The sequence below is a fragment of the Listeria weihenstephanensis genome (assembly GCF_003534205.1).
Classification (GTDB): domain Bacteria; phylum Bacillota; class Bacilli; order Lactobacillales; family Listeriaceae; genus Listeria_A; species Listeria_A weihenstephanensis.
Map to the genome: position 1 here is coordinate 1,964,731 of NZ_CP011102.1, position 26,523 is coordinate 1,991,253.

Sequence of the window (26,523 nt, forward strand, 5' to 3'; positions counted from 1 at the left end):
ATTAATCGATGAATTCAAACTCGAAATCAAAGAGACGGATCGTTTCGCCATCTTTCGCACCACGTTTACGCAAGGCCTCATCGACACCCATCGCACGCAATTGTCGAGAGAATCGTTGAATCGAAGCATCACGTTCGAAATTCGTCATCGCAAATAGTCGTTCTAATTTTTCACCACTGAGTACATACGTACCATCAGGATCACGCGTAATTTCGAAATCAGGCGCCTCTGCTTGGTATTTATAAAGAACTGTTTCTTCTTCTTCTTTTTCAAGTAACTCGTCCAGTGGAAACTCAGCTGTTTTCTCCAATTTATCAGCAATCGTAAGCAACAACGGATTCAAACCAGATTGCGTCACCGCTGAGATTGGGAAAATCGGAATTTCATCCTTTAATTTCCCTTTGAAAATTTCTAACTGTTCTTCTGCGCCTTCCACATCCATCTTATTGGCAACAATGATTTGCGGGCGTTCCATCAAACGTAAATTGTACTGTTCTAACTCACTATTAATCGCTAAATAATCATCATATGGATCGCGACCTTCTGATGCGGACATATCAATCACATGCACAATAACACGCGTCCGTTCGATATGGCGCAAGAATTGATGACCTAGGCCAACACCTTGACTAGCACCTTCAATCAGACCAGGCAAATCAGCCATAACAAAACTACGACCATCACCAGTATCTACCATCCCTAAATTAGGAACAATCGTTGTAAAATGGTATGCCGCAATCTTCGGACGAGCCGCTGAAACAACGGATAGTAACGTCGATTTACCAACACTTGGGAAACCTACCAAACCAACATCTGCGAGTACTTTTAGCTCTAATTGAATCGAGCGCTCTTCGCCTGGCTCACCATTTTCCGATAATTCAGGCGCTGGATTTGCTGACGTTGCAAAACGTTTATTTCCACGTCCACCACGACCAGCTTTTGCGATAACGGCTTGTTGACCATGCGCCACTAAATCCGCGATGACTTCACCTGTATCCGCGTCAGATACAACTGTTCCTTGTGGTACTTTAATAACTAAATCATCTGCGCCACGTCCATGCATACTCTTACTCATCCCGTGTTCTCCACGTTCTGCTTTAAAACGACGTTGATAACGGAAATCAATCAATGTACGCAAACCTTCATCTACTTCAAAAATAACGTCTCCACCATTACCACCGTCTCCACCAGCCGGGCCACCATTAGGGACGAATTTCTCACGACGAAATGCCACCATTCCATCTCCACCATCACCAGCTCTTACATATATCTTAACTTGATCTATAAACATAATCATTCTCCCGTCCAATTTTATATCATCTGTTCATTATAACGAACTTTAGCTACATAGTCATCCTTTTTCGAAATTTTTTTATAGGATGCTCCTATTTCCATCGTGTTATCATACCATAAAAAAAGAGTTTAAACCGATAAACATGGTTTAAACTCTTTTTCGGAATGGTTTTGGAAATAGTTTGAGCAACGTTATGAGTACGTCGTCCATCCTGTGATGCGTCATGTTCGGGCGCCTCCGGATCCAGCTTTGTTGTGGCTCTTGAAAAGCGTCATTTGCTTTTTTAGAGCCTCAATATGCAGTTGAATGTAATGAAACTGCCTTCCTTTTAGTAGCCTCTCGGAAATTTCGTGGCCTCCACAAAAGTCAAAAGAGGACTTTTACTGCGTCCCCTAACAATTTCTGTCGAGTCTAAACGGGCTCTTTCAGCTTTTCAGGTGGTCCAGCTTCAAGAGCCAGCCTCTCGGAAATTTCGTGGCCTCCATAAAAGTCGAAAGAGGACTTTTACTGCGTCCCCTAACAATTTCTGTCGAGTCTAAACGGGCTCTTTCAGCTTTTCAGGTGATCCAGCTTCAAGAGCCAGCCTCTCGGAAATTTCGTGGCCTCCATAAAAGTCGAAAGAGGACTTTTACTGCGTCCCCTAACAATTTCTGTCGAGTCTAAACGGGCTCTTTCAGCTTTTCTATTTAAAAGCTTGCGCTGCTTTCACGGCTTTCTTCCAACCACCGTATAATTCTGCGCGTTCTTCTTCTTCCATCTTCACTTCAAATTTCTTATCCAATTTCCAATGTCTCTTAATCTCTTTCTTATCTTTCCAAACGCCTACTGCGAGTCCAGCTAGGAATGCTGCTCCTAAAACTGTTGTTTCGCGGTTTTCTGGGCGTTCTACTGGAACATTCAAAATGTCTGCTTGGAATTGCATTAGGAAATCATTCGCACATGCGCCGCCATCTACATGTAATAATTTCAATTCGATGCCTGAATCTTTTTCCATCGCATCAAGCACGTCTTTCGTTTGGTACGCTAGGGACTCAAGTGTCGCGCGAACGAATTGTTCTTTTTCTGTACCACGTGTTAAGCCGAATACCGCACCACGTACGTCAGAATCCCAATATGGAGCTCCTAAACCTACAAACGCTGGTACAACATAGACGCCGTCAGATGATTCAATACGGGACGCGTAATTTTCAGAATCGCCCGAATGACGCAGCATCCGCATGCCATCTCGTAACCACTGAATCGCTGAACCTGCAACGAAAATACTACCTTCTAACGCATATTCCACTTTTCCATCAATACCCCAAGCAAGCGTTGTAAGCAAGCCAGTCTCCGATTTCACTGCTTTATCTCCCGTATTCATGAGCAAGAAGCAACCGGTGCCATACGTATTTTTTGCCTCACCTTTTTCAAAACAACCTTGTCCAAATAATGCGGCTTGCTGATCTCCCGCAATACCAGCCACAGGAACCTCTTCACCAAAGAAATGATACGGTACAGTTGTGCCATAAACTTCCGAGGATTGACGCACTTCTGGCAACATCACTTTTGGAACGTTCAACATCTCAAGCAACTCATCATCCCACTCTAAATCATAAATATTATAAAGTAGCGTACGCGATGCATTTGAATAATCCGTTACATGGGCTTTCCCACCAGTTAATTTCCAAACAAGCCATGTGTCAATCGTACCAAATAATAATTCACCATTCTCCGCACGTTCCTGCGCACCATCCACATGATCTAAAATCCAACGCGCTTTCGTTCCCGCAAAATAGGCATCAATGAGAAGCCCCGTTTTATCACGAACAATGTCGTTATATCCATCTTTTTTCAGTTGATTACAAATGTCAGCCGTTTGACGAGATTGCCACACGATAGCATTGTAGATCGGGTTACCCGTTTCTTTCTCCCAAACCACCGTCGTTTCCCGCTGATTCGTAATCCCAATACCCGCCACATCTTTTGACGAAATATTCGTTTTTAAAAGTACTCCCGCAATAACCGCAAGAATCGATGCCCAAATTTCGTTCGCGTTGTGCTCTACCCAACCTGGTTTCGGAAAGATTTGTTCAAATTCCTTTTGCTCCACACCAATTATTTCACCGGTTTCGTCCACGATCATTGCTCTTGAACTCGTTGTACCTTGATCTAACGCTAAAATATATTTTTTCTCCATTTATAATTCCCCCTCAAAATAAGTATGCATTCTTTTCCATTTTGTCACGCTTTTTGCTTTTTGTCGAGTTGCATGGTGAAAAGTAAAACTAGAAGGAACAAGGCCACAAAAACCCATAACCAAATCCCGAAATCTTCGTTTATAATTGCATTGTAGCCGAGCCCACCAAGCGCCCCGCCGATAATTGGCCCTAGAACAGGAACCCATGAATACGACCAGTCAGAACCACCTTTTCCAGCAATTGGCCAAACAAAATGTGCAATCCGAGGACCTAAATCACGAGCTGGATTAATCGCATAACCCGTTGTCCCACCAAGTGACATCCCAATGACAACAATCAAACCACCGACAACAAGCGGATTCAAACCTTCTGAAAATTTGTTAGCACCGATCGAAAGTAGTCCAAAGATCAAAATGAACGTACCCAATGCTTCACCGAAAAAGTTAGAAGTAAAATGACGAATCGCTGGTGCCGTTGAAAATACGCCAAGTTTCGTCGGTTTGTCTTCCGTTTTTGCCCAATGTGGATAGTAATGAAGCCATACAAGCGTCGCACCGATAAATGCACCGATAAACTGCGCGGATATGTACGGGAAAACATCTGCCCAAGGGAATTTACCAGCAAGTGCCATACCGATTGTTACCGCAGGATTCAGATGCGCCAAACTCATGTAACCGGACACATAAACACCCATTGTAACAGCCAAACCCCAAGCGATCGTGATAACTATCCAACCACCCGCTTCAGCCTTTGAATTTTTTAACGAAACGCCTGCCACAACGCCTCCGCCAAATAATACTAAAATCATCGTACCTAATAACTCTCCTAAAAACTGTGTCCCAATACTCGTGTCCATTTATTCCAGCTCCTTTTGATTAGTTTTGGTCTAAACACCTGCAACATAAAGCACCCCTTGTTACTGTTTCGATGTAAACCTTTTCTTCATTTATTTCAAAAAAAGAATGACAACCAAAACTAAGATATGCCAAAGGGCACACTTACCGACGTTTTGATTGTCATCTCTTCTCCTGACAAATTTATTAACTTAAAGCTATTAAACCATATCAAGAAAACGCTGTCAACCCTTTAGTTCCATCGGTTCGCTTGTGTTTTATTGCACTTGTTTATGGACTATACCCTAACATCCAGAGTAGGTAAACATGATTCTTGTGAAAAATAACAAGAATGTGGTTTGGAAGTGTTATCTAGTCATACGATATGGATTAAACGCTCGCTTTGCTCACTCTTATATTGGGAGCGTAACTCACTTCGTTCGAACGCTCCCAACAAAAAGAGACCCCTCAAAAGAAAGGTCTCTAAACATATTATGCTTCTTGTACTGCTTCTACTTCTGGATAAACACTAACTTTTTTCTTGTCGCGACCCATACGTTCAAAACGTACGATGCCGTCTGCTTTAGCGAAAAGAGTATCGTCGCCGCCACGTCCAACGTTAGTTCCAGGATAAATTTTTGTCCCACGTTGACGGTAAAGGATAGACCCACCAGTCACAAATTGGCCATCAGCGCGTTTAGCACCTAAGCGTTTTGACTCGGAGTCACGTCCATTGGATGTAGAACCACCGCCTTTTTTATGGGCAAAATGTTGAATATCAAATTTTAACATGAAAATTCCACCTCCTACTTTTTGGAGTTAATTGTAATATAATCAGGATAGCTATACGCTAAAGATATCAATTGATGCTCCATGCCTTCCAGCAATATCTGAACATCCTCACTAGCTCCTAACTCTTCAGGGACAGAATAATAAAGATAACCATCATCTTCTTCCATCACAGGTTCGACCCCCATTCGTTCACCAATAGCATTTACCATGCCAAAAGTAATCGATGTGGCCCCTGCACAAACCAAATCAGCGCCTTCTTCAGCGAAATTCGCATGTCCATCCATCTCAAAAGCAACGATTCGTTCTTCATGCCGAATAAAATCTACATGAATCATAAGTATCATCCCCTTTACAAATTAAGCATTGATCGCATCGATCGTTAATTTTGTATAAGGTTGACGATGACCTTGTTTTTTGTGATAGTTCTTTTTAGGCTTATATTTGAAAACAGTCAATTTCTTAGCGCGACCTTGTTTTTCAACTTTAGCTGTAACTGTTGCGCCGTCCACGAATGGAGCCCCAACTTTAACAGCGTCACCACTAACAAAAATAACTTTGTCAAATGTTACCACGTCACCAACTTCTCCAGCTAATTTCTCAACATAGATCTCTTGGCCAGCTTCAACTTTAACTTGTTTTCCACCTGTTTCAATAATTGCGTACATACTTGCACCTCCTCATATACTTAGACTCGCCATCATGAGGGGATTGTTAAAAACAATACTTAGCCCTATTCTGAGCGGTTGTAGCATGGTGCGCTACAAACATAACATTAGAATGATACCATATAAAGAAAGCCCGTGTCAACAACTATTCTCAATGTTCGACTTGCGATATCCGGTAAAACGGTCGCACTTCATCCGCAATCATCCAATCAATATCCCCATCAAACGAAATTTCATCCAAAAAGGCATCCATCACATCCATTGTAACTGTAACAGCAACATAAGACGGATCACTCGCAAAGACCCCTCGAAGTTCTCGTTCCAACTGATAAATAAGCGTCTGAACAGAAGGTATATAGCCACTTCCGTCACAAATAGGACATTTACATTGCATTTCTTCAATGAGAGATTTTTGTCGTTTACGTCGCGTTAACTGCATCAAACCGTTTTCAGCCAGCGCCTCGATACGAACAGTTATTGCATCCAAAGCTGTTATTTTTTCCACGTGTTTTTTTAACAAATCCAATTGTTTATGGTCCATCCCACTGATAAAATCAACCAGAATAAGCCCACTCATATTACGTAGTTTCATCTGACGTCCAATTTCTTCCACAGTGGATAAATTGATATCCAAGGCCACATCTGCTGCTTCTTTTTGAGATTTATAGTTGCCAGAGTTAACATCAACAACCCACATCGCCTCTGTTTTTTCAATGACAATCGATGCTCCATTTTTCAAAAAGACAGTTGGGCGTAATAATCGATTTATCGTCACTTCTAGATTGTAAGCAGAAAAAATGCCACTTTTATCTCGAAAAGCCGTCACATGTGGAAAAGTTTCCTTCAACGTTTGGCATAATTCGGGATTATCACAAATAATCTCTGCATCTTTAGTCATAAGTGGATTTTTAGTTAACATCGAAATGACACTTGTTGTCGTAGCTTGGATTTTCCGATTAGAGCCTTTTGCACGCGCTAAAATCTCCTCAAACTCTTCCCTAGCTTTGGTAATATCCGTTTCAATCTCCGAGACTGGCATATTGGCAGCAACTGACCGTACAATGATACCTTCTTGCTCCATTAATACTGGAGAAATACTTTGTTGCAATCGTAGCTTATCTGCCTCTTTTATTTTTTTAGATATTGCTAAAAAGGGCTTCCCATAACTATAAACAATGGTTCCTCGCGATATTTCTACCATACCAGTAAGTAAAGGCGCTTTCGTGGCATTACCTTCGCGCTTCACTTGTACAAGCAGTTTCAGCCCCTCATGTACCCGGTATGTTTCTGGTATATCCTGTAAATGTATAAACGCGTTCTCTTTACAGCCTATATTCACAAAAGCAGCATTTATTTTCGGATTGATTTTGACAATCGTACCTAAATAAATATCTGAAACTTGCGGTTCATCTGTCGGTCTAATGATTTCTAAATCCATCAAAACCTTGTTCTCTAAAAAAGCAATCCGCTTCTCTTTTCCAATGGCATTTATTATTATTATCAAAGCACTGCCTCCTGGCCACAATATTTTTTTATATTTTTATACCAAACAGCCAGGGATGTCCTAGAAACTTCGTATTTATTCGCTAATGTCTGTTGATCAAATTCTTTCAGCTCTGGATGATTTGTCACAATAACAGCATATTCCACTGCTCCAACAATCGAACGATAATTGACATTCCGTTTAATCGTCTTAGGAAATGCCTCGAAAAAATGCCGCAGCAAATGCTGTGCTTCTTCCTCTATCAAAACACCGTAATGAGACATCACCGTTCTCGAATAGAGTAACACTTCCTCTACATCAAAAGGAATTGTTTTCTTCTCAGGTGAAGGCTCTTCTAAGGAAGTATTTATAGCTTTGTCCCACTCCACTATTTCTCTCTCTGTCACATCATAGGAATTAGCTATCACCCCAATGAAAGCTCGCTTGTCAGCTGGCACTAAATACATGTAGCAGGACGTAGCGACAACAGCCCTTATTTCGTCTTCCGTTAAGTCGTCCGTACGCTTTAGAACATGCTGAATAATCTCATCATACATAGCTTCATCCTGTTTTTCATGAGGTAGAGGGTTCATTTTTTTATAACGTTCTATCGCCTGTTCTGTTTTCATTTTTTCCCGTTTATCCATATGAAATTCCTCCTGTAGCAAAAAAGCTGGCTACTAATCAAGACCAAAGCAGTCTTCATTAATAGATCCAACTTTCGTCTCTTGTCTGATCAATTACCGCCAAATAAAGTTTTCAAACGACTAAAGAATCCTTGTTTTTGCTCATCGATAGACATCAATGGAATAGATTCGCCTAAAAGTCTTCGAGCAATGTTTCTGTAACCAATACTAGCTCGATTACTCGCCTGCATAGAAACAGGTTCCCCACTATTGGAAGAGCGAATAACTTCATCGTCATCAATGATAATACCTATTAATTCTATCGACAAATGCGTCGTAATCTCATCTATATCCATGACGTCACCATTGCGCATCATTTGCGTCCGAATTCGATTAATAATCAATTTTGGTGCATCAATATCCTCTTGTTCCAACAAACCAATAATACGATCAGCATCGCGAACCGCAGATATTTCTGGCGTCGTTACAACTAATGCATGATCAGCACCCGCGACAGCATTTTTGTATCCTTGCTCAATCCCTGCAGGACAGTCAATCAAGATAAAATCATAATCTGGCTTCATTTGTGCAATAAGCTCTTTCATTTGTTCTCCTGAAACAGCGCTCTTATCTGTTGTTTGTGCTGCCGGTAAGAGGAAAAGTAAATCCTCAAAACGCTTGTCTTTAATAATAGCTTGATGTAACTTGCAACGTCCTTCTACAACATCCACTAGATCATAAATAATTCGATTCTCCAGACCTAAAATAACATCTAGATTTCGAAGCCCGATATCCATATCGACTAAGCAAACTTTCTTACCCTGCAACGCAAGTGCTGTCCCAAGGTTTGCAGTTGTAGTTGTTTTACCAACGCCACCTTTTCCTGAAGTTATAACTATAGCCTCACCCATGATCATTGTCCTCCTTGAAAATTAGAGATCTCTGGTCTAATTTTTCTTAAAATATGCAAGCTGTCGATTGCAAGCTTACTTGTGTTGTCTATATACGCCGTTAAAATATTTTCTTCAATCTTATTTTTATTTTCTTCGTCATCAAAACCACGAATTTCTCCAGCGATCCTAATTTGAGAAGGGTACTGAAATTTACCTGTTATAACAGCTTTTGTATCACCGTCAAACCCAGCATGAATAATCCCTTTTACATTACCCAGAATAAAAATATTTCCTGAAGCGCGTATAGAACCACCAGGATTAACATCACCTACAAGTAATAAATCCCCAGGAACATTAATAACTTGGCCTGAACGTACAACTGTAGCAAGAGAGAAAATTTGCTCATCCTCTTTCCACTTCTTAGCATCTTGCTTACTCATCACATTACTAGTAAAACCCTTCACTTCCATGGCACTGTTTTCTTGGATAATCGTCCGGATTTTTGCTTCTTCTTCCTCAGTAAAAAGTCGATTACCTATATGTACTTGAACAGCAAGCTTCTGATCCTGCGATACTGTTTTTTGCTGTTCTTTAAGGTGTTGTACTAATCCTTCTTCTAACTCCAAAATACTTGCCGTATCACTCAACGAAATACTAATACCATCTTTAGTCCCTTTTATTTGGACGTATTTTTTCAACATACACTCACCTCACAGCTCATTATTAGTATACCATAGAATTCAAAAGATACTATTCCCCATAGTAATAAAAATATACCAGTCTGTAAAGCCTTCTCAGCAAGTATAAATACTAAACTGATACGTACATATTAAAAATACATACAAGCAAACAGACTGATATCAAATTTAAGTTAGTTTCATCTTCCATCGCTTCTCTTTAATTCTAAGAGAAAACTCCTGAATGGGAAAAAGACAACTAAAAAGAATGCTAGATTTAATAAAATAGTGGTCCATAGACGTTGATCCACAAATGTAGAAAACAACATATCCGTTCCCCCTATAAGGAGGTAAAAACTATAAACTAAACATTCCGTAAGAATCACATTAAACACAACTACTAATCCAACCAAAATAAGACTGTTTTGGAGTACTTTCATAAATTTATCTGTAAGATACACGACTAATGGAAAAATAGCGAAATAAATACCTAAGATACCAGTATAATAGATATCAAAAACCATACCTAGTATAAAGGCATAAATTAAAGTAGGATTTCTACCATAAAATGTCGCCATTAGTACCAGCATAACAATGAGAAAATGCGGAATAAAAAAGCGTTGTTCTCCAAAAAAAGACTGACTAAACATAAGACTAGAGACACCTTCAAGAATAAAAACCGCAATCGCAATAAGTGGCATTACAACAAACTTTCTAATATTCATCAGGACCCAGATCCTTCCGAAGTGTCACCTTCCAGTGTTCGCTTCAATACGATCACATGGTTTAAATCATACAAATCAGCGCCTGGTTTCAAAAATGCTGTTTGTGATAATCCCATCTTATCTGTTTCCACTTTCTCAATCGTTCCAATAAAGATGTCAGATGGAAAAATTCCTCCTAATCCAGATGTTACGACTTTCTCACCTTTAGTAAATTTCTGATCTACTGGCAACTGCTTCATTTCCAAGAGACGCTGTTCAGCATCATATCCATTAATAATGCCATATGCCACCGACTTACCTTGAACTATTGCAGAGATTCGATTTCTATCATCTGTGGAACTAAGCAACTTCACTGTAGACGATTTAGCGCCTGTTTTCGTGACTTTACCTATCATTCCCTCTGGCGTTCTAACAGCCATATTAGGCTTCACGCCATCAACGGAACCTTTATCAATTTGAACTTGAGTATTCCAATTATCAGGATTCCTAGAAATAACCGTTGCATTAATTGGATCGTAATCACTAAGATCAGCTTCAATATCTAATGATTTTTTCAACTCTGCATTTTCTTTACTTAAATCTGCTACTTTACTTTCAAGCTGCGCTAATTCTTCCAAACGTTCCTTTAAATGTTCATTTTCTGTATAAGTGTTTTTTAAGTCTTGTGCCCCATCAAAAAAGCCTGCGATAAAGCCTACCGGTTTGGATACAATATTCTCACCAAAACCAGCAACATCTTTTACAAACTGTTCTGGCCATGAAGCTTTACTTTTCCCACTTAATGAATATCCTACCAGTGCAACTAAAACAATAATAGATACCAACAAGATAATTAAACGTTTATTTAAGAAAAATTGCGGCATAATGAACACCTCATCTCGTCAATCCGCTTCTTTCATGATTCTGTTAAATAGGTTCTGATTTCACCAAAAATAGGCAAGTTGTATTAGTTCATTTTTTTCTTTTTGTACAAATCCATATTCTCTAGTGATTTACCAGTTCCAATTGCAACACAATCAAGTGGATTCTCAGCAATAATGACTGGCATCTTAGTTTCTTCAGCAATTACTGTATCTAAATTACGAAGAAGCGCTCCGCCGCCTGTCAATACAATACCTTTATCCATAATATCAGCAGATAATTCTGGAGGTGTATTTTCTAATGTACTCTTCACAGCATCAATGATAGAAGCTACTGTATCTGCGAGTGCCTCACTTATTTCCTCAGGAGAAATTTCAATTGTCTTCGGTAAGCCCGTTACTAAATCCCGCCCGCGAATACTAAAAGGTTCTAAATTAAGATTGGTTGGATCTGCTGAACCAATTTCCATCTTAATAGTTTCAGATGTACGGTCACCTATCAATAAATTATACTTCTTACGTATAAAATTAACAATAGCATCATCCATGTCATCTCCAGCTGTACGCTCAGAACGGCTTGTTACAATCCCACCTAGAGATATAACTGCAACTTCTGTCGTTCCACCACCGATATCCACTACCATACTACCCGTAGGATCCCAAACTGGTAATCCAGCACCAATTGCAGCAGCGAAAGGTTCTTCAATTGTATAAGCTTCTTTTGCCCCAGCTTGACGAGTAGCATCCGTTACAGCACGTTTTTCAACACCTGTAATTCCGGAAGGTACACAGATCATAACACGTGGTTTACTTGCACTTGATCCCTTGCTTGCTTTTTGAATATAGTATTTCATCATGGCAGCTGTAGTATCGTAGTCAGCAATTACGCCATCTTTCATTGGGCGTATAGCAACAATATTACCCGGTGTTCTACCGATCATATTCTTAGCTTCACTACCAACAGCGACAATTTCTTGTGTGTCTTTTTTCATCGCAACAACTGAAGGTTCTCTTAAAACGATACTTTTCCCCTTCATATATACTAAAGTGTTTGCGGTTCCTAAGTCAATTCCAATATCTTTATTCCCAAATCCAAACATTTATTAATCTCCTTTTCTCTTCTAAATTATCACTTTGTTCTTGATTGCTGTCTCTCTATTAACTACTATATTAGCTTTTAAATTTCCAGCCCCAAAGTATTGTCTTATAATAATTAGGTATGCTGATATCCCATGATGTTTTATGTAAAAACCGATACATGTAAACAACCACCTTATTATAACATAACTACGAAGAACAGACATTAATTTTTGATGAGATACATGAAATATTTATCTTTTCTTTAGAAATACCCTTCTTGTTTTAGACTAGTATAAACGTTGTTGCCTATAATAATGTGATCTATCAACGGAATACCCAATAAATCGCCTACTTTTTTCAATCGCTTCGTCACGGTTACATCTTGTGGCGAAGGGCTTGCGTCACCCGATGGATGGTTATGGAAACACATAACACTTGCTGCAGAATATTTCATCGCTTGCTTAAAAATTTCTCTTGGATGTACTACGCTACTATTAAGACTCCCAATGAAAATTGTCTCCCTATGCAGTAATCGGTTTCTAGTGCTTAGGAAAAAACAATGAAAATGCTCTTGGGAAAGCAGGCTCATTTCTTGCATAACAAGATTTGCACCATCTTGTGGCCCTCTAATAATAGGGCTCTCTATGATCCTTTGCTGACCCATTCGTTTACCTATTTCAACTGCTGCAAGTACTTTTGCAGCCTTAGCTAGACCAATACCTTTTATTTGGGTTAATTCCTGTAAGGTAGCATCTTTTAGTTCTCCAATCTCTAAATATTGATTAATCACCTTGTTGGCAAGTTCAACAACCGATTCTGTTTTACTCCCTGTCTCTAAAATTATCGCAAGTAATTCAATATTGGATAAACTCGATACTCCCTTCTTCTGAAGCCTCTCTCTCGGTTTGTCTGTTTGCGCCATTTCTCTCATAAACATGTCATTTCCTCCTTATTGACGTAAAATAAAATCCCAAAACATATCATATAAAAATGGACTCCATACAAATCCTGACAATATAAATGGAACAAATGGTATCTTTTTCATTTTTAAGTCCGGACGTAACATCACCATAGTACTCATTATGAGCGTTCCTACAAATACAGCGGCAATAAAAACAAATAATACTTCCTTATAGCTTAGTAAAAAACAAAGCACAATCAATAATTTGATATCTCCTAATCCTATCCCTTTTCTAATCAATAGATACAATGATAAAAACGTCACACCACCAAGTAAAAATTGCTCTAATTGATGAAATAAAATAGCCATGTCAGTGTATGCATAAAAAATGGCGGCAAAAATAAAATAAATCAGTAAGATTCGGTTCGGGATGTGCAAATAGAGCATATCACTCACAAATAAGATTAGCAGTAGAGAAAAACTGATAATGTATGCATAGAAATTCGCTTCAAAACCGTATAATGCATATAAGGAGCATACGAATATTGGTGCCAATGTCTCAACGAAAATATAAGTTTTACTCATTGATTGACCACAGCAATTCGTTTTTCCTTTAAGAAAGATAAAAGAAAAAATCGGTATCATAAATCTCATCGACAATTTCGTTTTACAAAAATCACATTCTGAAGAACTTCTAAATAAAAATGGTCTCCCTATTGGGTAATTAGCACCTACAACATGTAGAAATGATGCAAAAACCGAACTATAGACTGACAAGATAAAATAAACCACATTGCACCTCCAATTTCTTGGACACAAATATATCACGATATATCTTTACTGTCATACTAGTAAAAATCTTTTCTCTCAGAAAAAGCAGTCTGAAAATCGTATTCTCATCTAGAACAAAAAAAGATTTTCAATTGGTTTCACCCTTCAAAATACTTTTATAGTACTTTTACAAAAAATATAAAATCGTTTAATATAATAAAAAAAAGACCCTTGTAAAGAGCCTTCTAATAACGAATCCATTTATTAAAGTAACATTTTTCTAACCTCAGCAATAAAATATAGCGAGCCTGTGACCATAATGACATTCTCGCTCTTATCTTGCGCCCATTTACCCGTCGCCATTTTCCAATCTAAAACAAACGATATGTCGTTCTCACTCGCAATTTTTTCTATTTCATTGACTGATAACGCTCTCGGATAATCAAAAGTAGTAAGGAATATATCAACATTCTCAATAGTTTTCAAAAGCTTAATCATTTCTACAAACTCTTTGTCTTGTAGAGCGGTAAAAAGTAGTTTAACTGGTTCACCATGAAAGATGTCGCTAGCCTTTACTAAAGCCTTTATCCCTTCAATATTATGCGCTCCATCTAAATAAATAGTGGGACTATCCTGCATTTTTTCTAAACGGCCAGGCCAGCGTGAGCCCTTCAAACCCGCTCTCATCTGATTATCTGTGATTTGAAACTGTTTTTCTTTTAATAACTCCACAGTTTTCAAAGCTACAGCAGCGTTATTTAATTGATGATCTCCCAATAGCCCAACTGGAATGTTAGTCAATTCCAAACCAGGAGCCGCATAGCTTAGTCTTTGATTACTATCTTTTTCAGCAATGAAATTGACGCCTAGTTGGTAAATAGCAGAGCCAAGATCATCTGCTCTCACTTTGTATAATTCCTGAACTTCAACCTGTATAACCCCGCTCACGATTGGGATATCTGGTTTGAAAATCCCGGCTTTTTCTAAAGCAATGTCATGAATAGTATTACCTAAGAATTCCATATGATCCATCCCAATTGTGGTCACTACAGAGATTAATGGTGTGATAACATTTGTTGAATCTAGCCTTCCTCCAAGCCCCACTTCCACAAGACCAATATCAATCGTGGCGTATTCTGCAAAGTAAAGAAACATCATCACGGTTATAATTTCAAACTCAGACGGATGACCCCACTCTGTGTCTGCTAGCTCATCTGCTAAAGGCTTGATACGATTACAAAGCGTAATAATAGCATCGTTATCCACCGGAATACCATTGATACTAATTCTTTCATTGAAACTTTCAATATACGGGGATGTGAATGTACCCACCTTGTAGCCTGATTGTTCCAAAACATTTCGAATAAAAGTCAATGTGGATCCTTTTCCATTTGTACCTGCAATATGTACCCATTTATTTTTATTTTCAGGGTGGTCAAGCTTTGTTAACATATACTCCATACGCTTAAGCCCTGGCTTGATTCCCATTCGTAACGTACCGTGAATCCATGTTATTGCTTCTGAATATTCTTTGAAATACATCGCTATATTCTCCTCCAATTATTAAAAAGCAGGCCTCCTGTCATAAGTTTACGCAGAAGGCCCGACTAGTCTTTTTAATTATTTTTCAATGAGTTTATCCGTTCTTCTACTAATGATTTTTTATCCATATAGTCTTTTTCTTTCTCTCGCTCTTCTTCAATAACATTAGCAGGCGCCTTAGCCATAAATTTTTCGTTGGATAATTTACCTTGTACTCGTGAAACTTCTTTTTTCCATTTTGAAAGTTCTTTTTCCAAGCGAGCGATTTCTTCGTCAATGTTTATTAGCCCTTCTAAAGGTAGATAAATTTCTGCACCTGAAACTACTGCTGTCATCGCAGTTTTAGATGGCTCAATGTCAAAGGAAATTGTCGTTGTTTCTGGATTACAAAAACGCTCAATATAAGAGATATTTTTCTCTAGAATGGCTTTGTGTGCCTCTGTTTTTGGTTTCAATTGTAATTCAATTTGTTTGCTTAATGGTGTATTAACTTCTGCTCTAATATTACGAACAGCGCGTATAACTTCCACTAGCAATTTCATGGATTCAGCTGCATCTTTGTCAATCTGACTTTCGTTCACTTCTGGCCAAGATGCGATTGTAATGGAAACACCATTATGCGGTAGGTTTTGCCAAATTTCTTCTGTTACAAATGGCATAAATGGATGTAATAATCTCATTGTGTTATCTAAAACATAAGCTAAAACGGATCTTGTCGTTTGTTTTGCTTCCAGATCGTCGCCGTATAAAGAAATCTTCGTTATTTCAATATACCAATCACAGAATTCATCCCAGATAAAGTTATATAGGGTTCTACCGACCTCACCAAACTCATATTTATCCGCCAAATTAGTAACAGTCCCAATAGTTTCATTAAGGCGCGTCAGAATCCATTTATCACTTACCTCTGTAACATTCGACAGATTAATAGATTCATATTTCATACCTTCCATATTCATCAATGCAAAACGAGAAGCGTTCCAAATTTTGTTAATGAAATTCCATGTCGATTCTACTTTTTCAAAGCTGAATTTCAAATCTTGACCTGGGGCAGTTCCTGTTGATAGCGTATACCTTAGAGAATCTGCGCCATATTTTTCAACTACCTCAATTGGATCTACACCATTACCTAGTGATTTCGACATTTTTTTACCATCTGCATCACGCACTAGACCGTGGATCAATGTATCTTTAAATGGTTTTACATCGGTAAACTCTACTGATTGGAAAATCATTCGAGATACCCAGAAGAAAATAATATCGTAACCCGTTACCAGTGTGCTCGTTGGGAAGAATTTTTTGAAATCTGGATTTTCTTCATCGGGCCACCCCATTGTTGAAAAAGGCCATAACGCGGAGCTAAACCAAGTATCTAGAACATCTTCATCTTGCTTCCAATTTTCAATATCTGTTGGAGCTTCTTCTCCGACATATAGTTCACCAGTTTCTTTATGGTACCAAGCTGGAATGCGATGCCCCCACCATAGTTGACGCGAGATACACCAATCATGAATGTTTTCCATCCAAGTCAAATAGGTTTTCTCAAAACGCTCAGGAATGAAATTTACTTTTTCATCTTCATTTTCTTGTAATTTAACAGCTTGCTCAGCTAGTGGTTGCATTTTAACGAACCACTGCATGGATAAATAAGGTTCAACGATGGCACCTGTTCGCTCAGAATGACCTACTGAATGAAGATGCGGCTCTTGCTTAATGAATAAATCTAGTCCTTTGAAGTCTTCAATAATAGCTTTACGTGCTTCGAAGCGGTCCATGCCGTTATACTTTCCAGAAGCCTCATTCATCGTAGCATCCTCATTCATAACGATAATGCGTGGTAAATCATGGCGATTTCCTACTTCAAAATCATTTGGATCGTGTGCTGGTGTGATTTTTACAACCCCTGAACCAAATTCGCGTTCTACGTAATCATCAGCAATAATCGGAATTTCTCTACCAATTATCGGTAATGTGATTGTTTTACCGATATAATCTTTATACCGTTCGTCTTTTGGATGTACCGCAACTGCAGTATCTCCAGGAATAGTTTCAGGCCTAGTCGTAGCTACCTCAAGAAAACCAGAGCCATCTGTTAATGGGTATTTCAAATGATAGAATTGCCCTTCTACATCTTGATGGATAACTTCAATATCTGATAAGGCAGTTTTTGCAACTGGGTCCCAATTTATTATATATTGACCGCGATATATTAGTTTTTTTTCGTAAAGGGATACGAACACTTTATTTACAGCATCGGACAGACCTGCATCTAGTGTGAATCTCTCTCTAGAATAATCGAGGCCTAAACCAACTTTTTTCCATTGTTCACGGATAACAGAAGCATATTCTTCTTTCCAATCCCAAGCTTTAGCAACAAATTTTTCGCGTCCAAGATCATAACGTGTGATATTATTCTCACGTAGTTTAGCCTCGACTTTCGCCTGAGTTGCAATACCTGCATGATCCATACCTGGTAAATATAGCGTATCGTATCCTTGCATTCGCTTCATACGTGTAAGAATATCTTGTAAGGTTGTGTCCCAAGCATGTCCTAAATGAAGTTTCCCAGTAACGTTGGGAGGCGGAATAACAACAGAATAAGCTGGCTTTTCATTTTTTCCATCTGCTTCAAAAAAACCTTGTTCTATCCACCAGTCATATCTATTTTTTTCAGTATCTTGCGGATTATATTTTGTTGGCATGTTTAACTCGGTCATCTTTTTTCCTCCTAGAAAGCGATTTATCGTTCTTACTTGCAAAACACAAAAAACTCCTCTCATCCATAAAGGACGAAAAGAGTTATTCCGCGGTACCACCTTCTTACTGTAAAAATACAGCACTTCATTAATTTAACGAGAGAAAGTTTCCCGGTATTCCCTACTCTAGTTCAGGAATACTGCTCGGAGGCTACTTTCAAATATTTTTCTTAGAGGCTTTCACCAACCGCCTCTTCTCTGTGAAAGAAAAAATATTTTACTCTTCCTCGTCCATGCATTTACGAATATTAGAATAAATTCATTGTATCAAATAAAAATACTACCGTCAACGTAGTGCCTTCATTGATGCTTCTATTGCTTCAAGCGTTTTAGCTATCTCAGCATCGGTGTGCACCGTTGACATGAATAATCCTTCAAATTGTGATGGTGGTAAGAAGATGCCGTTATTCAGCATTTCTCGGTAATAGTTAGCGAAGTAACTCAAATCTGATGTTTTTGCAGTCTCATAGTTTGTTACTTTTTGATCTGTAAAGAAGGAACCAAACATGGAGCCTGCTCTATTAATAGACACTGGGACATCATATTGCTTGGATAGTACTAATAATCCTTCTTCAAGCTGATCAATTAGTGTTCTAAAACTATCATAATGATGCGGGGTTAATTGCTTCAATGTTGCATAGCCAGCGTTCATTGCTACGGGGTTTCCTGAGAGCGTTCCCGCCTGATAAATTGTACCTGCTGGCGCAATGTGTTCCATGATTTCTTTTTTACCACCGTACGCCCCAACTGGTAGGCCACCGCCAATAACTTTTCCAAGGCATGTGATATCAGGAGTCACAACGTATAGCCCTTGTGCGCTGTAAAAATCTACTCGGAAACCGGTCATAACCTCATCAAAAATTAGCAAGCTACCGTATTTCGTTGTTACCTCACGAAGACCTTCTAAAAACCCTTCAACTGGAGGAACAACACCCATGTTTCCTGCTACAGGTTCAACAATGATCGCTGCAATCTCTTCGCCGTATGTTTCAAAAACATACTGAACACTTTCTAAGTCATTATATGGAACTGCAATTGTATCTGCAGCAAGCCCAGGTGTGACACCAGGTGAATCAGGAAGTCCCAGCGTTGCCACGCCCGACCCTGCTTTAATAAGGAGGGAGTCGCCATGACCATGATAACTTCCTTCAAATTTTACAATCTTATTTCTATTCGTGTATCCTCTTGCTAGCCTGATGGCACTCATCGTTGCTTCGGTCCCAGAAGATACCATGCGGACCATTTCAACGGATGGCACACGCTCGATAACCAATTTTGCTAATTCTGTCTCAATTTCGGTTGGTGTGCCAAAACTAGTTCCTTTTAGCGCAGCACTTGCTACTGCTTTTACAACGGTTTCGTTAGCATGTCCTAAAATAAGTGGTCCCCATGATAACACGTAATCGATATAATCATTGCCATCGATGTCCGTTAAATATGCACCTTTCCCATGATCCATAAAAACAGGGTCTGCATCGACTGATTTAAAGGCTCTGACCGGGCTGTTTACTCCCCCAGGTAATACTTTATTGGATTCTTTAAATGCTTTTATTGAATTAGTATATTTATTCATTTATGCATCTCCTTTTAAATAGGTCGCAACATCTTTAGCAAAATAGGTAATAATAAGGCTCACACCAGCACGTTTCATACTTGTTAGCATTTCTAAGACAATACGTTTCTCATCAATCCAGCCGTTAGCACTAGCGGCCTTTACCATCGCATACTCACCGCTGACGTTATAGGCTACAACTGGTAAATTCGTCTGATTCCGAACATCACGAATGATATCCATGTAAGAAAGTGACGGTTTTACAATTAAAAAATCGGCACCTTCACGCTCATCGCTAGCAGCTTCTCGCAGAGCTTCTAATCTATTAGCTGGATCCATTTGGTATGTTTTACGATCTCCGAATTGCGGTGCACTGTTGGCAGCATCTCGGAATGGACCATAAAAAGCAGACGCATATTTAACAGCATAAGACATAATCGGAATATTATTATATCCAGCCTCATCCAAACCTTCACGGATTATTTTCACAAAACCATCCATCATGTTGGAGGGCGCAATGATATCAGCTCCTGCTTCCGCTTGACTAATCGCTGTTTTTTTAAGTAACTCAAGGGATTTATCATTTTCTACATCACCGTTTTCAAAGATACCGCAGTGTCCATGGTCAGTGAATTCACAAAGACACGTGTCCGCAATAACAATCATCTCAGGCGCAACACGCTTAACTAGCCGAATCGCCTCTTGAACAATACCATGGTCGTGATAAGCACCTGATCCAACATCGTCTTTATCATCGGGAAGCCCAAACAGAATAATGGCTTTAATACCCAAATCGATAAGTGTAGCTACTTCTGATTCCAGCTCATGCAACGGAAATTGGAAAACCCCAGGCATCGATGTAACTTCTGTTTTGGGCTCTTGTCCCTCTTTTACAAAAATAGGATAAATTAAATCATCCGTATGTAACACCGTTTCGCGTACAAGATCACGCATGGCAGCACTATTACGCAATCTCCGGTGCCGATCAAAATTTTGATTTAGCATTATAATTCCCCCTCAATTAATTGCTGACAAATTTGTTCCATTGTATAATTTTCTGGCTCATAAAGTACGGAAAAGCCTGATTTACGTATCACGTCCGTTGTAACTGGTCCGATCGACGCAATGGTTAGCTTAGAAATATCTTCTTGGTAACAATCTACAAAGTTATTCCAAGCGGATGGACTCGCAAAAATAGCCACATCAATAGATTGTTTCGACGTCGCTTTTTGCAATGACTCACATGCATGTTCAGGCAATCCGGTCTCATAGATAATGTTCTCCGTGACATCATGCCCTTGCTCTGAAAAACATTTTGCGATTTCGCTACGCGCCATACTACTTTTGGGTATTAAAACACGTTGAGGTTCCATTCCAAGGTTTAACCACTCTACTATAAACACATCAGTCGTATAAAGCGTTGGTTGAAAATCCGCGGAATAGCCATGATATTTGAGTTCATCTGCCGTTTTTTCACCGATTACTGCTATTTTGATTGATTTTGGTAGATGGCCTCCCATTTGAAAGTAATAATGAACCGTGTTAGCACTCGTGAATATAATCCAATCGTATGCATGAACAAGAATTTCCGCTCTGATCGCTTTTGTTTCAATCATCGGGACTTCGGAAACAGTGAATCCCGCTTCCATCAGCTTCGTAGACCAAGGTTTATTCTTAGATTCCTCGCGTGTGAGCAACACATGTTTAGCCATTTTCTCTCAACTCTTGAATAATTTCTTTGGCTCCCATTTGTATCAATTTATCTGCAACACTTTGACCCAATACTATTGGATCTTGGCCTTGCTCTGTGACTTGATGGGTTACCTTACCGTCGACAGTGCTTACCAGACCTTTAAGTTCAAGTTGACCATTTTTAATCGTTGCATGCCCGGCAATTGGAATTTCACATCCACCATCGAGCGCTTTTAATAGGGTTCGCTCAGAAATGACTGCCTTAGTGGTTTCCGCGTCTTGCAGTATTTCCAGTAGCTCTTTGACAAACGAATCTGTTTCACGACATTCAATCGCCAGCGCGCCTTGTCCAACTGCAGGCAGGCAGGTGGCTTCATCTAGAAAAATATAATCATGCTCGAGTTTATCAAGCCAATTCATTCGCTTCAAGCCCGCTGCAGCTAACACGATAGCGTCAAAATTCTCTTCTTCTAGCTTTCTTAATCTTGTATCAATGTTCCCACGAATTGGTTGAATTGTTAAATCTGGCCGGACATGAAGCAATTGTGCCGCTCGTCTTAAACTGCTTGTACCAACAACCGCACCTTCTGCTAAGTCATTTAGCGTCTTTTCACGCTTAAAAATAAGGCAGTCCAATGGATTTTCACGTTTCGGAATCGCGCCGATGACAAGTCCTTCTGCTAATTCTGAGGGAACATCTTTCATGCTATGTACCGCGAAATCAATGCGTTCTTCGATAAGTGCATCTTCTACTTCTGATACAAATAACCCTTTTCCGCCGACTTTGCTAAGGGTTACATCTAGAATTCGATCCCCTTTTGTCACGATTTCTTCGATTGCAAAATCAACGTCAGGAAAATGTGCTTGAAGCTTTGAAATAACCCATTTCGTTTGAGTTAAGGCTAATTGACTGCGCCTTGAGCCTACAATTATTTTACGAGTCATGCTTTTTCACCCACTTTTTCTTTGATTGTTTGTGATACTTCTTTAGATCCTGATTTTTCGAGGTCGAAAATTTTCTGGAAGACTTCTATATCGTGTGTTGCGTCGGGACACATCGCCATTTCCTTTAGCTCTGAAATAGGATGCTTAAGAAGCTGATTAATGATGCTTTTCATATGCTTCCCAACTAGGACTTGTTCTCGTTCTGTAAGGTCTGGTAATTTATTGGCGAGGCTTTGCATTGTTTCTGCTTGAATAATGAGTGCTTTTTCACGTAATTCTTTAATGATTGGGACGACTCCAAGTTGTTTTTCCCATTCATAAAACTGCGCACATGCCTCTTCAATTTGTTGTTCTATTTCTATCACAAGCGCTTGACGTTGTTGTGTATTTTCTTCGATGACGCCACCTAAATCATCAATATCAAATAGCGTTACATTGGGAACATTTGAACATGTCGCTTCAACGTTACGCGGCAATGCAATATCAACAATGATCAACTCTTTTTCGCGATGCAACATTACATCCGCGATCATCTTTTGATCAATGATTGGTTTTGTTGATGAAGTTGACGTGATCACAATTTCTGCCTCTGCTAATTTTTGAGCTATATCAGTCAGATGATCCCACTTTACTTCGTGCTTATTCGCAAGCATTTCCGCGCGTTCGCTCGTACGGTTGAGTAAAGTTATATCTGATATTTTAGCTCCTTTCATATTTTGAAGCGCTAATACGCCCATTTTACCTGCTCCGATAATAAGTGTTTTCTTATTCGCTACGTCTTCGCTTCTTCTTTTGATGATTTCCACAGCAGCGTAACTAATCGATACTGCATTTTCATTTATCTTCATAGTATGATGCATATTTTTAGCAAAATGAACCGCTTCCCGGAAAAGTTGATTTAAAATTGTTCCAGTTGTCCCGAAATCTTGAGCATGGGTAAAAGCGTCCTTCACCTGTCCAAGAATTTGGGTTTCGCCTATAATTAAAGAATCTAGACCACTTGTGACGCGATATAGATGTTTAACTGCAGCTTCTTCTTCAAAAAACAGCAAATAAGGCTCCAAAATTTGCATGTCCATTTGGAACCAATTTGCTAAGAAGCGTTTGATATAGTATCTGCCTGTGTGAATTTGATCCACTACAGCAAAGATTTCGGTGCGATTACAGGTAGAGATAATGACGTTTTCTAAAATGCTTTTTTCTTGATGCAAGGAAACTAATGCCATCTCCTCTTCTTCTGGATTGAAAGTTAGCCGCTCTCGTATTTCGATTGGCGCACTTGTATGATTTAGACCGACAGAGAGAATGTACATCAATAAGCCTCCTTTTTCATTTAATAAATTCAAGCTTCATTCTAACACTTTTCCAAGTGGGCGCCAACTTGTTCGCTTGTGAATTAGCGGAACTTATTTCATTGCCTCTTCAATAAGTTGCCAAGCTTCTTCTTTGCCCATTTTTGTTTCTGATGAAAACATTACAAAACCATCTGTTGGGTCAAAATCTAGTGCTTCTTTGACAATTTTCATGTTTTTATGCCATTTACTACGCGGAATTTTATCTGCTTTTGTAGCAATAACAATTGTTGGAATTTGATAGTATTTCAAAAACTCATACATATTCCGGTCATCTTCGGTCGGTTTATGACGTAAATCTACAATTTGAATCACCGCTTTTAATGGCGTTCTACTCGTCATGTAAGTTTCAATCATCTCGCCCCATTTTTGACGTTCTTTTTTAGAAACTTTTGCAAAGCCGTAGCCGGGAACATCGACGAAGAAAAAGGAATCTTCAATTTTATAAAAGTTCAATGTTTGCGTTTTCCCTGGTTTTTGTGATATCCGAGCCATACTTTTACGGCGAATCATCGTATTGATGAAAGAAGACTTACCTACATTAGATCGGCCCGCAAGCGCGAATTCTGGCAATCCACCATCTGGATACTGTTCTTTCCAAACAGCACTTATTACAAGTTCTACATTATTTATATTCATATTTTCCACCTTTATCTAAAATGATCTTTTTTAAGTATAACGGAATTAGCCCAATTAAGCAAAAAGGCTCTCCTATAATGGGAGAACCTCATTTACATTTATTATACTAGAATTGGGATACTTCTGCTTGAACGCGTGCAATAAATTCATCTAATGGCAATGTTTCTGAATCTTTTTCGCCATATTTCCGTACATTGACTGTGTTATTTTCGACCTCTTGATCGCCGATAACAAGTGCGTAAGGAATTTTCTTAGTTTGTGCTTCGCGGATTTTATATCCTAATTTTTCATTGCGTTCGTCGATTTCAACACGGAAGCCTGCATACATTAGCTTGTCTTTTAATGCTTTACTATGATCCATATGGGCATCAATGCTAACAGGGATAACCTCCATTTGAATCGGTGCTAACCATGTTGGGAATGCGCCTTTATATTCTTCAATCAAATAGGCAACAAAGCGTTCCATAGTAGACACGACACCGCGGTGAATAACGACTGGACGATGTTTTTCTCCATCCTCGCCGATATAAGTTAGGTCAAAACGTTCTGGAAGTAGGAAATCTAGCTGCACAGTAGACAATGTTTCGTCTTTGCCGATCGCAGTTTTAACCATAACATCGAGTTTTGGTCCGTAGAACGCTGCTTCGCCATCTGCTTCGTAGTAATCTAAGCCCATATCATCCATCGCATCTTTTAACATGCCTTGCGCTTTTTCCCACATAGCGTCGTCATCGAAATATTTTTCAGTGTTTTCTGGGTCACGATAGCTAAGACGGAAACTATAGTCAGTGATATCAAAATCCTTATATACAGCCAAAACAAGCTCTACTACGCGTTTAAATTCGTCTTGAATTTGGTCCGGACGAACAAACACATGCGCGTCATTAAGCGTCATGCCGCGAACTCGTTGCAATCCTGAAAGCGCCCCACTCATTTCGTAACGGTGCATCATACCAAGTTCTGCAATACGAATAGGCAACTCACGGTAACTGTGAATATCATTTTTATAGATCATCATGTGATGTGGGCAGTTCATCGGACGTAGCACAAGTTCTTCATTGTCCATTTTCATTGTTGGGAACATATCTTCGTGATAGTGATCCCAGTGACCACTTGTTTTGTAAAGCTCCACGTTAGCCATGATTGGAGTGTAAACGTGGTTGTAGCCTAGGCGTTCCTCTTTATCAACGATGTAACGCTCAATAACGCGGCGAATTGTCGCACCTTTTGGAAGCCATAGCGGTAAGCCTTGTCCAACTTCTTGACTGTTAGCGAATAGTTCTAGCTCTTTACCTAGCTTACGATGATCGCGCTCTTTCGCTTCTTGTTGCATACGTAAAAATTCTTTCAAACCGTTTTTATCAAAAAAGGCTGTGCCGTAAATACGTTGTAGCATTTTGTTGTTGCTATCTCCACGCCAGTAAGCACCAGCAACGCTTAGTAATTGGAATACTTGGATTTTGCCAGTGGAAGGAACGTGAATACCACGACATAGATCGAAAAATTCGCCTTGTGTATAGATAGTCACTGTTTCGTCTGCTGGAATTGCTTCGATTAGCTCCAGTTTATAATGATCACCGATAGCTTTGAAACGCTTAATTGCTTCTTCACGTGACACTTCTTCGCGAGTAATCGGTAGGTTTTCACGAACAATTTTTTGCATTTCTTTTTCGATCACTGGGAAAGTTTCTTCGCTGATTACAGCCTCTGTATCGATATCATAGTAGAATCCTGTATCGATTGCTGGACCAACACCAAAAGCCACATCTGGATATAAGCGTTTTAGAGCTTGAGCTAGTAAATGTGCCGAGCTATGTCGTAGAATTTGTAGCGCGTCTTCATGATCTGGAGTCACGATTTCAACTTTTGAATCCTCGTGAATCGGTGTCACAAGGTCAACCAATGTTCCGTTCACTTTACCTGCTAATGCCTTCTTCTTAAGGCCTGGGCTGATTGATGCCGCGATATCCGCTGTGGAAACGCCAGCCTCAAATTCTTTTACTGCACCATCTGGAAATGTAATTTTCATTTTCTTCGACTCCTTCTTCAATTTTTAGACGAAACGCGGACATTTGAAGCACATTCTAACTTTTTAGGAACAAAAAAAGACCCATCCCATGCTTATGCAAGGGACGAGTCTTTCAACACGTGGTTCCACCCAAGATTTAAGAATTCCGAAAAATTCTACTCTTGTCACAGTTAACGGTGTGATCCGTTTCAACCTACTTTCAAGAGAACTTGATTTCGAGTGAAAAGTTCAAAGGGGGT

The 26,523-nt window shown here is 39.3% G+C and carries 24 protein-coding genes and 3 other annotated features (1 of these 27 only partly in view); all 24 genes read right to left on the bottom strand.

Annotated elements, in window-relative coordinates; translation table 11 throughout:
- Position 1: 1 nt before the first annotated feature.
- Positions 2-1,291 carry a GTPase ObgE gene (gene obgE / locus UE46_RS09545; protein WP_036061729.1) on the bottom strand — a complete coding sequence of 430 codons (1,290 nt, stop codon included), beginning with the start codon at positions 1,289-1,291 and terminating at the stop codon, positions 2-4.
- Between the two features lie 685 nt (positions 1,292-1,976).
- Positions 1,977-3,470, bottom strand: coding sequence for a glycerol kinase GlpK (glpK, locus tag UE46_RS09550; RefSeq protein WP_036061727.1), 1,494 nt, complete (start codon positions 3,468-3,470; stop codon positions 1,977-1,979).
- Positions 3,471-3,514: 44 nt separating this feature from the next.
- Positions 3,515-4,327, bottom strand: a complete 813-nt coding sequence (locus tag UE46_RS09555) for an MIP/aquaporin family protein (RefSeq protein ID WP_036061725.1) — start codon at positions 4,325-4,327, stop codon at positions 3,515-3,517.
- 469 nt (positions 4,328-4,796) lie between these two features.
- Entirely contained in the window at positions 4,797-5,096 is a 300-nt protein-coding gene (gene rpmA / locus UE46_RS09560; protein WP_036061724.1) for a 50S ribosomal protein L27, read from the bottom strand.
- A gap of 14 nt (positions 5,097-5,110) precedes the next feature.
- Positions 5,111-5,431, bottom strand: a complete 321-nt coding sequence (locus UE46_RS09565; RefSeq protein WP_036061722.1) for a ribosomal-processing cysteine protease Prp — start codon at positions 5,429-5,431, stop codon at positions 5,111-5,113.
- A gap of 21 nt (positions 5,432-5,452) precedes the next feature.
- Complete coding sequence (gene rplU, locus UE46_RS09570) at positions 5,453-5,761, bottom strand: 50S ribosomal protein L21 (protein ID WP_036061720.1); 309 nt, start codon at positions 5,759-5,761, stop codon at positions 5,453-5,455.
- A 12-nt stretch (positions 5,762-5,773) separates the two neighbouring features.
- Positions 5,774-5,851 (bottom strand) — a sequence feature (ribosomal protein L21 leader region).
- Between the two features lie 61 nt (positions 5,852-5,912).
- Entirely contained in the window at positions 5,913-7,265 is a 1,353-nt protein-coding gene (locus UE46_RS09575; RefSeq protein WP_036062021.1) for a ribonuclease E/G, read from the bottom strand.
- Positions 7,262-7,891 carry a hypothetical protein gene (locus tag UE46_RS09580; protein WP_118907574.1) on the bottom strand — a complete coding sequence of 210 codons (630 nt, stop codon included), beginning with the start codon at positions 7,889-7,891 and terminating at the stop codon, positions 7,262-7,264. Before UE46_RS09580 ends, UE46_RS09575 begins: the two co-directional genes overlap by 4 nt.
- Positions 7,892-7,980: 89 nt before the next feature.
- Positions 7,981-8,781 (bottom strand): septum site-determining protein MinD, encoded by an 801-nt coding sequence (minD, locus tag UE46_RS09585; RefSeq protein ID WP_036061717.1) that lies wholly within the window; start codon positions 8,779-8,781, stop codon positions 7,981-7,983.
- Positions 8,782-8,783: 2 nt separating this feature from the next.
- Positions 8,784-9,461 (bottom strand): septum site-determining protein MinC, encoded by a 678-nt coding sequence (gene minC / locus UE46_RS09590; RefSeq protein WP_036062019.1) that lies wholly within the window; start codon positions 9,459-9,461, stop codon positions 8,784-8,786.
- Between the two features lie 179 nt (positions 9,462-9,640).
- Positions 9,641-10,165, bottom strand: a complete 525-nt coding sequence (gene mreD, locus UE46_RS09595) for a rod shape-determining protein MreD (protein ID WP_036061715.1) — start codon at positions 10,163-10,165, stop codon at positions 9,641-9,643.
- A complete protein-coding gene (gene mreC / locus UE46_RS09600) occupies positions 10,165-11,028 on the bottom strand; it encodes a rod shape-determining protein MreC (RefSeq protein ID WP_036061713.1) in 864 nt (287 codons plus the stop codon). Before mreC ends, mreD begins: the two co-directional genes overlap by 1 nt.
- Positions 11,029-11,111: 83 nt before the next feature.
- Positions 11,112-12,125, bottom strand: coding sequence for a rod shape-determining protein (locus tag UE46_RS09605; protein WP_036061712.1), 1,014 nt, complete (start codon positions 12,123-12,125; stop codon positions 11,112-11,114).
- 242 nt (positions 12,126-12,367) lie between these two features.
- Positions 12,368-13,042 (bottom strand): RadC family protein, encoded by a 675-nt coding sequence (radC, locus tag UE46_RS09610; RefSeq protein WP_036061711.1) that lies wholly within the window; start codon positions 13,040-13,042, stop codon positions 12,368-12,370.
- A 12-nt stretch (positions 13,043-13,054) separates the two neighbouring features.
- Positions 13,055-13,798, bottom strand: coding sequence for a prepilin peptidase (locus UE46_RS09615; protein WP_036061709.1), 744 nt, complete (start codon positions 13,796-13,798; stop codon positions 13,055-13,057).
- Between the two features lie 243 nt (positions 13,799-14,041).
- The gene (locus UE46_RS09620) at positions 14,042-15,319 is read right to left on the bottom strand and encodes a bifunctional folylpolyglutamate synthase/dihydrofolate synthase (protein ID WP_036061707.1); all 1,278 of its coding nucleotides are present in this window, start codon (positions 15,317-15,319) and stop codon (positions 14,042-14,044) included.
- 74 nt (positions 15,320-15,393) lie between these two features.
- Positions 15,394-18,036 carry a valine--tRNA ligase gene (locus UE46_RS09625; protein ID WP_118907575.1) on the bottom strand — a complete coding sequence of 881 codons (2,643 nt, stop codon included), beginning with the start codon at positions 18,034-18,036 and terminating at the stop codon, positions 15,394-15,396.
- Between the two features lie 65 nt (positions 18,037-18,101).
- Positions 18,102-18,318 (bottom strand) — a binding site (T-box leader).
- A 43-nt stretch (positions 18,319-18,361) separates the two neighbouring features.
- Complete coding sequence (gene hemL, locus UE46_RS09630; protein ID WP_036061706.1) at positions 18,362-19,648, bottom strand: glutamate-1-semialdehyde 2,1-aminomutase; 1,287 nt, start codon at positions 19,646-19,648, stop codon at positions 18,362-18,364.
- Positions 19,649-20,632 (bottom strand): porphobilinogen synthase, encoded by a 984-nt coding sequence (hemB, locus tag UE46_RS09635; RefSeq protein ID WP_118907576.1) that lies wholly within the window; start codon positions 20,630-20,632, stop codon positions 19,649-19,651.
- Positions 20,632-21,339 (bottom strand): uroporphyrinogen-III synthase, encoded by a 708-nt coding sequence (locus tag UE46_RS09640; RefSeq protein ID WP_036061703.1) that lies wholly within the window; start codon positions 21,337-21,339, stop codon positions 20,632-20,634. Before UE46_RS09640 ends, hemB begins: the two co-directional genes overlap by 1 nt.
- A complete protein-coding gene (gene hemC / locus UE46_RS09645) occupies positions 21,332-22,264 on the bottom strand; it encodes a hydroxymethylbilane synthase (RefSeq protein WP_036061701.1) in 933 nt (310 codons plus the stop codon). The genes UE46_RS09640 and hemC overlap by 8 nt, the downstream gene beginning before the upstream one ends.
- Positions 22,261-23,577, bottom strand: coding sequence for a glutamyl-tRNA reductase (hemA, locus tag UE46_RS09650; RefSeq protein ID WP_036061699.1), 1,317 nt, complete (start codon positions 23,575-23,577; stop codon positions 22,261-22,263). Before hemA ends, hemC begins: the two co-directional genes overlap by 4 nt.
- Before the next feature lie 93 nt (positions 23,578-23,670).
- Positions 23,671-24,255 carry a ribosome biogenesis GTP-binding protein YihA/YsxC gene (gene yihA, locus UE46_RS09655; protein WP_036061697.1) on the bottom strand — a complete coding sequence of 195 codons (585 nt, stop codon included), beginning with the start codon at positions 24,253-24,255 and terminating at the stop codon, positions 23,671-23,673.
- Positions 24,256-24,361: 106 nt separating this feature from the next.
- Positions 24,362-26,284: a threonine--tRNA ligase gene (thrS, locus tag UE46_RS09660; protein ID WP_036061696.1), complete on the bottom strand. Its 1,923-nt coding sequence runs from the start codon at positions 26,282-26,284 to the stop codon at positions 24,362-24,364.
- A 96-nt stretch (positions 26,285-26,380) separates the two neighbouring features.
- Positions 26,381-26,523, bottom strand: a binding site (T-box leader) (it continues 92 nt past the right edge of the window).

Coding starts and splice junctions, on each gene's coding strand:
- minD (WP_036061717.1), bottom strand. CDS start 8,781: ATGGGTGAGGCTATAGTTATAACTTCAGGAAAAGGTGGCGTTGGTAAA.
- rplU (WP_036061720.1), bottom strand. CDS start 5,761: ATGTACGCAATTATTGAAACAGGTGGAAAACAAGTTAAAGTTGAAGCT.
- hemA (WP_036061699.1), bottom strand. CDS start 23,577: ATGTACATTCTCTCTGTCGGTCTAAATCATACAAGTGCGCCAATCGAA.
- UE46_RS09565 (WP_036061722.1), bottom strand. CDS start 5,431: ATGATTCATGTAGATTTTATTCGGCATGAAGAACGAATCGTTGCTTTT.
- obgE (WP_036061729.1), bottom strand. CDS start 1,291: ATGTTTATAGATCAAGTTAAGATATATGTAAGAGCTGGTGATGGTGGA.
- radC (WP_036061711.1), bottom strand. CDS start 13,042: ATGTTTATGAGAGAAATGGCGCAAACAGACAAACCGAGAGAGAGGCTT.
- glpK (WP_036061727.1), bottom strand. CDS start 3,470: ATGGAGAAAAAATATATTTTAGCGTTAGATCAAGGTACAACGAGTTCA.
- mreD (WP_036061715.1), bottom strand. CDS start 10,165: ATGAATATTAGAAAGTTTGTTGTAATGCCACTTATTGCGATTGCGGTT.
- hemB (WP_118907576.1), bottom strand. CDS start 20,632: ATGCTAAATCAAAATTTTGATCGGCACCGGAGATTGCGTAATAGTGCT.
- rpmA (WP_036061724.1), bottom strand. CDS start 5,096: ATGTTAAAATTTGATATTCAACATTTTGCCCATAAAAAAGGCGGTGGT.
- hemL (WP_036061706.1), bottom strand. CDS start 19,648: ATGAATAAATATACTAATTCAATAAAAGCATTTAAAGAATCCAATAAA.
- thrS (WP_036061696.1), bottom strand. CDS start 26,284: ATGAAAATTACATTTCCAGATGGTGCAGTAAAAGAATTTGAGGCTGGC.
- hemC (WP_036061701.1), bottom strand. CDS start 22,264: ATGACTCGTAAAATAATTGTAGGCTCAAGGCGCAGTCAATTAGCCTTA.
- yihA (WP_036061697.1), bottom strand. CDS start 24,255: ATGAATATAAATAATGTAGAACTTGTAATAAGTGCTGTTTGGAAAGAA.
- UE46_RS09640 (WP_036061703.1), bottom strand. CDS start 21,339: ATGGCTAAACATGTGTTGCTCACACGCGAGGAATCTAAGAATAAACCT.
- UE46_RS09620 (WP_036061707.1), bottom strand. CDS start 15,319: ATGTATTTCAAAGAATATTCAGAAGCAATAACATGGATTCACGGTACG.
- UE46_RS09605 (WP_036061712.1), bottom strand. CDS start 12,125: ATGTTTGGATTTGGGAATAAAGATATTGGAATTGACTTAGGAACCGCA.
- UE46_RS09625 (WP_118907575.1), bottom strand. CDS start 18,036: ATGACCGAGTTAAACATGCCAACAAAATATAATCCGCAAGATACTGAA.
- UE46_RS09580 (WP_118907574.1), bottom strand. CDS start 7,891: ATGGATAAACGGGAAAAAATGAAAACAGAACAGGCGATAGAACGTTAT.
- UE46_RS09555 (WP_036061725.1), bottom strand. CDS start 4,327: ATGGACACGAGTATTGGGACACAGTTTTTAGGAGAGTTATTAGGTACG.
- mreC (WP_036061713.1), bottom strand. CDS start 11,028: ATGCCGCAATTTTTCTTAAATAAACGTTTAATTATCTTGTTGGTATCT.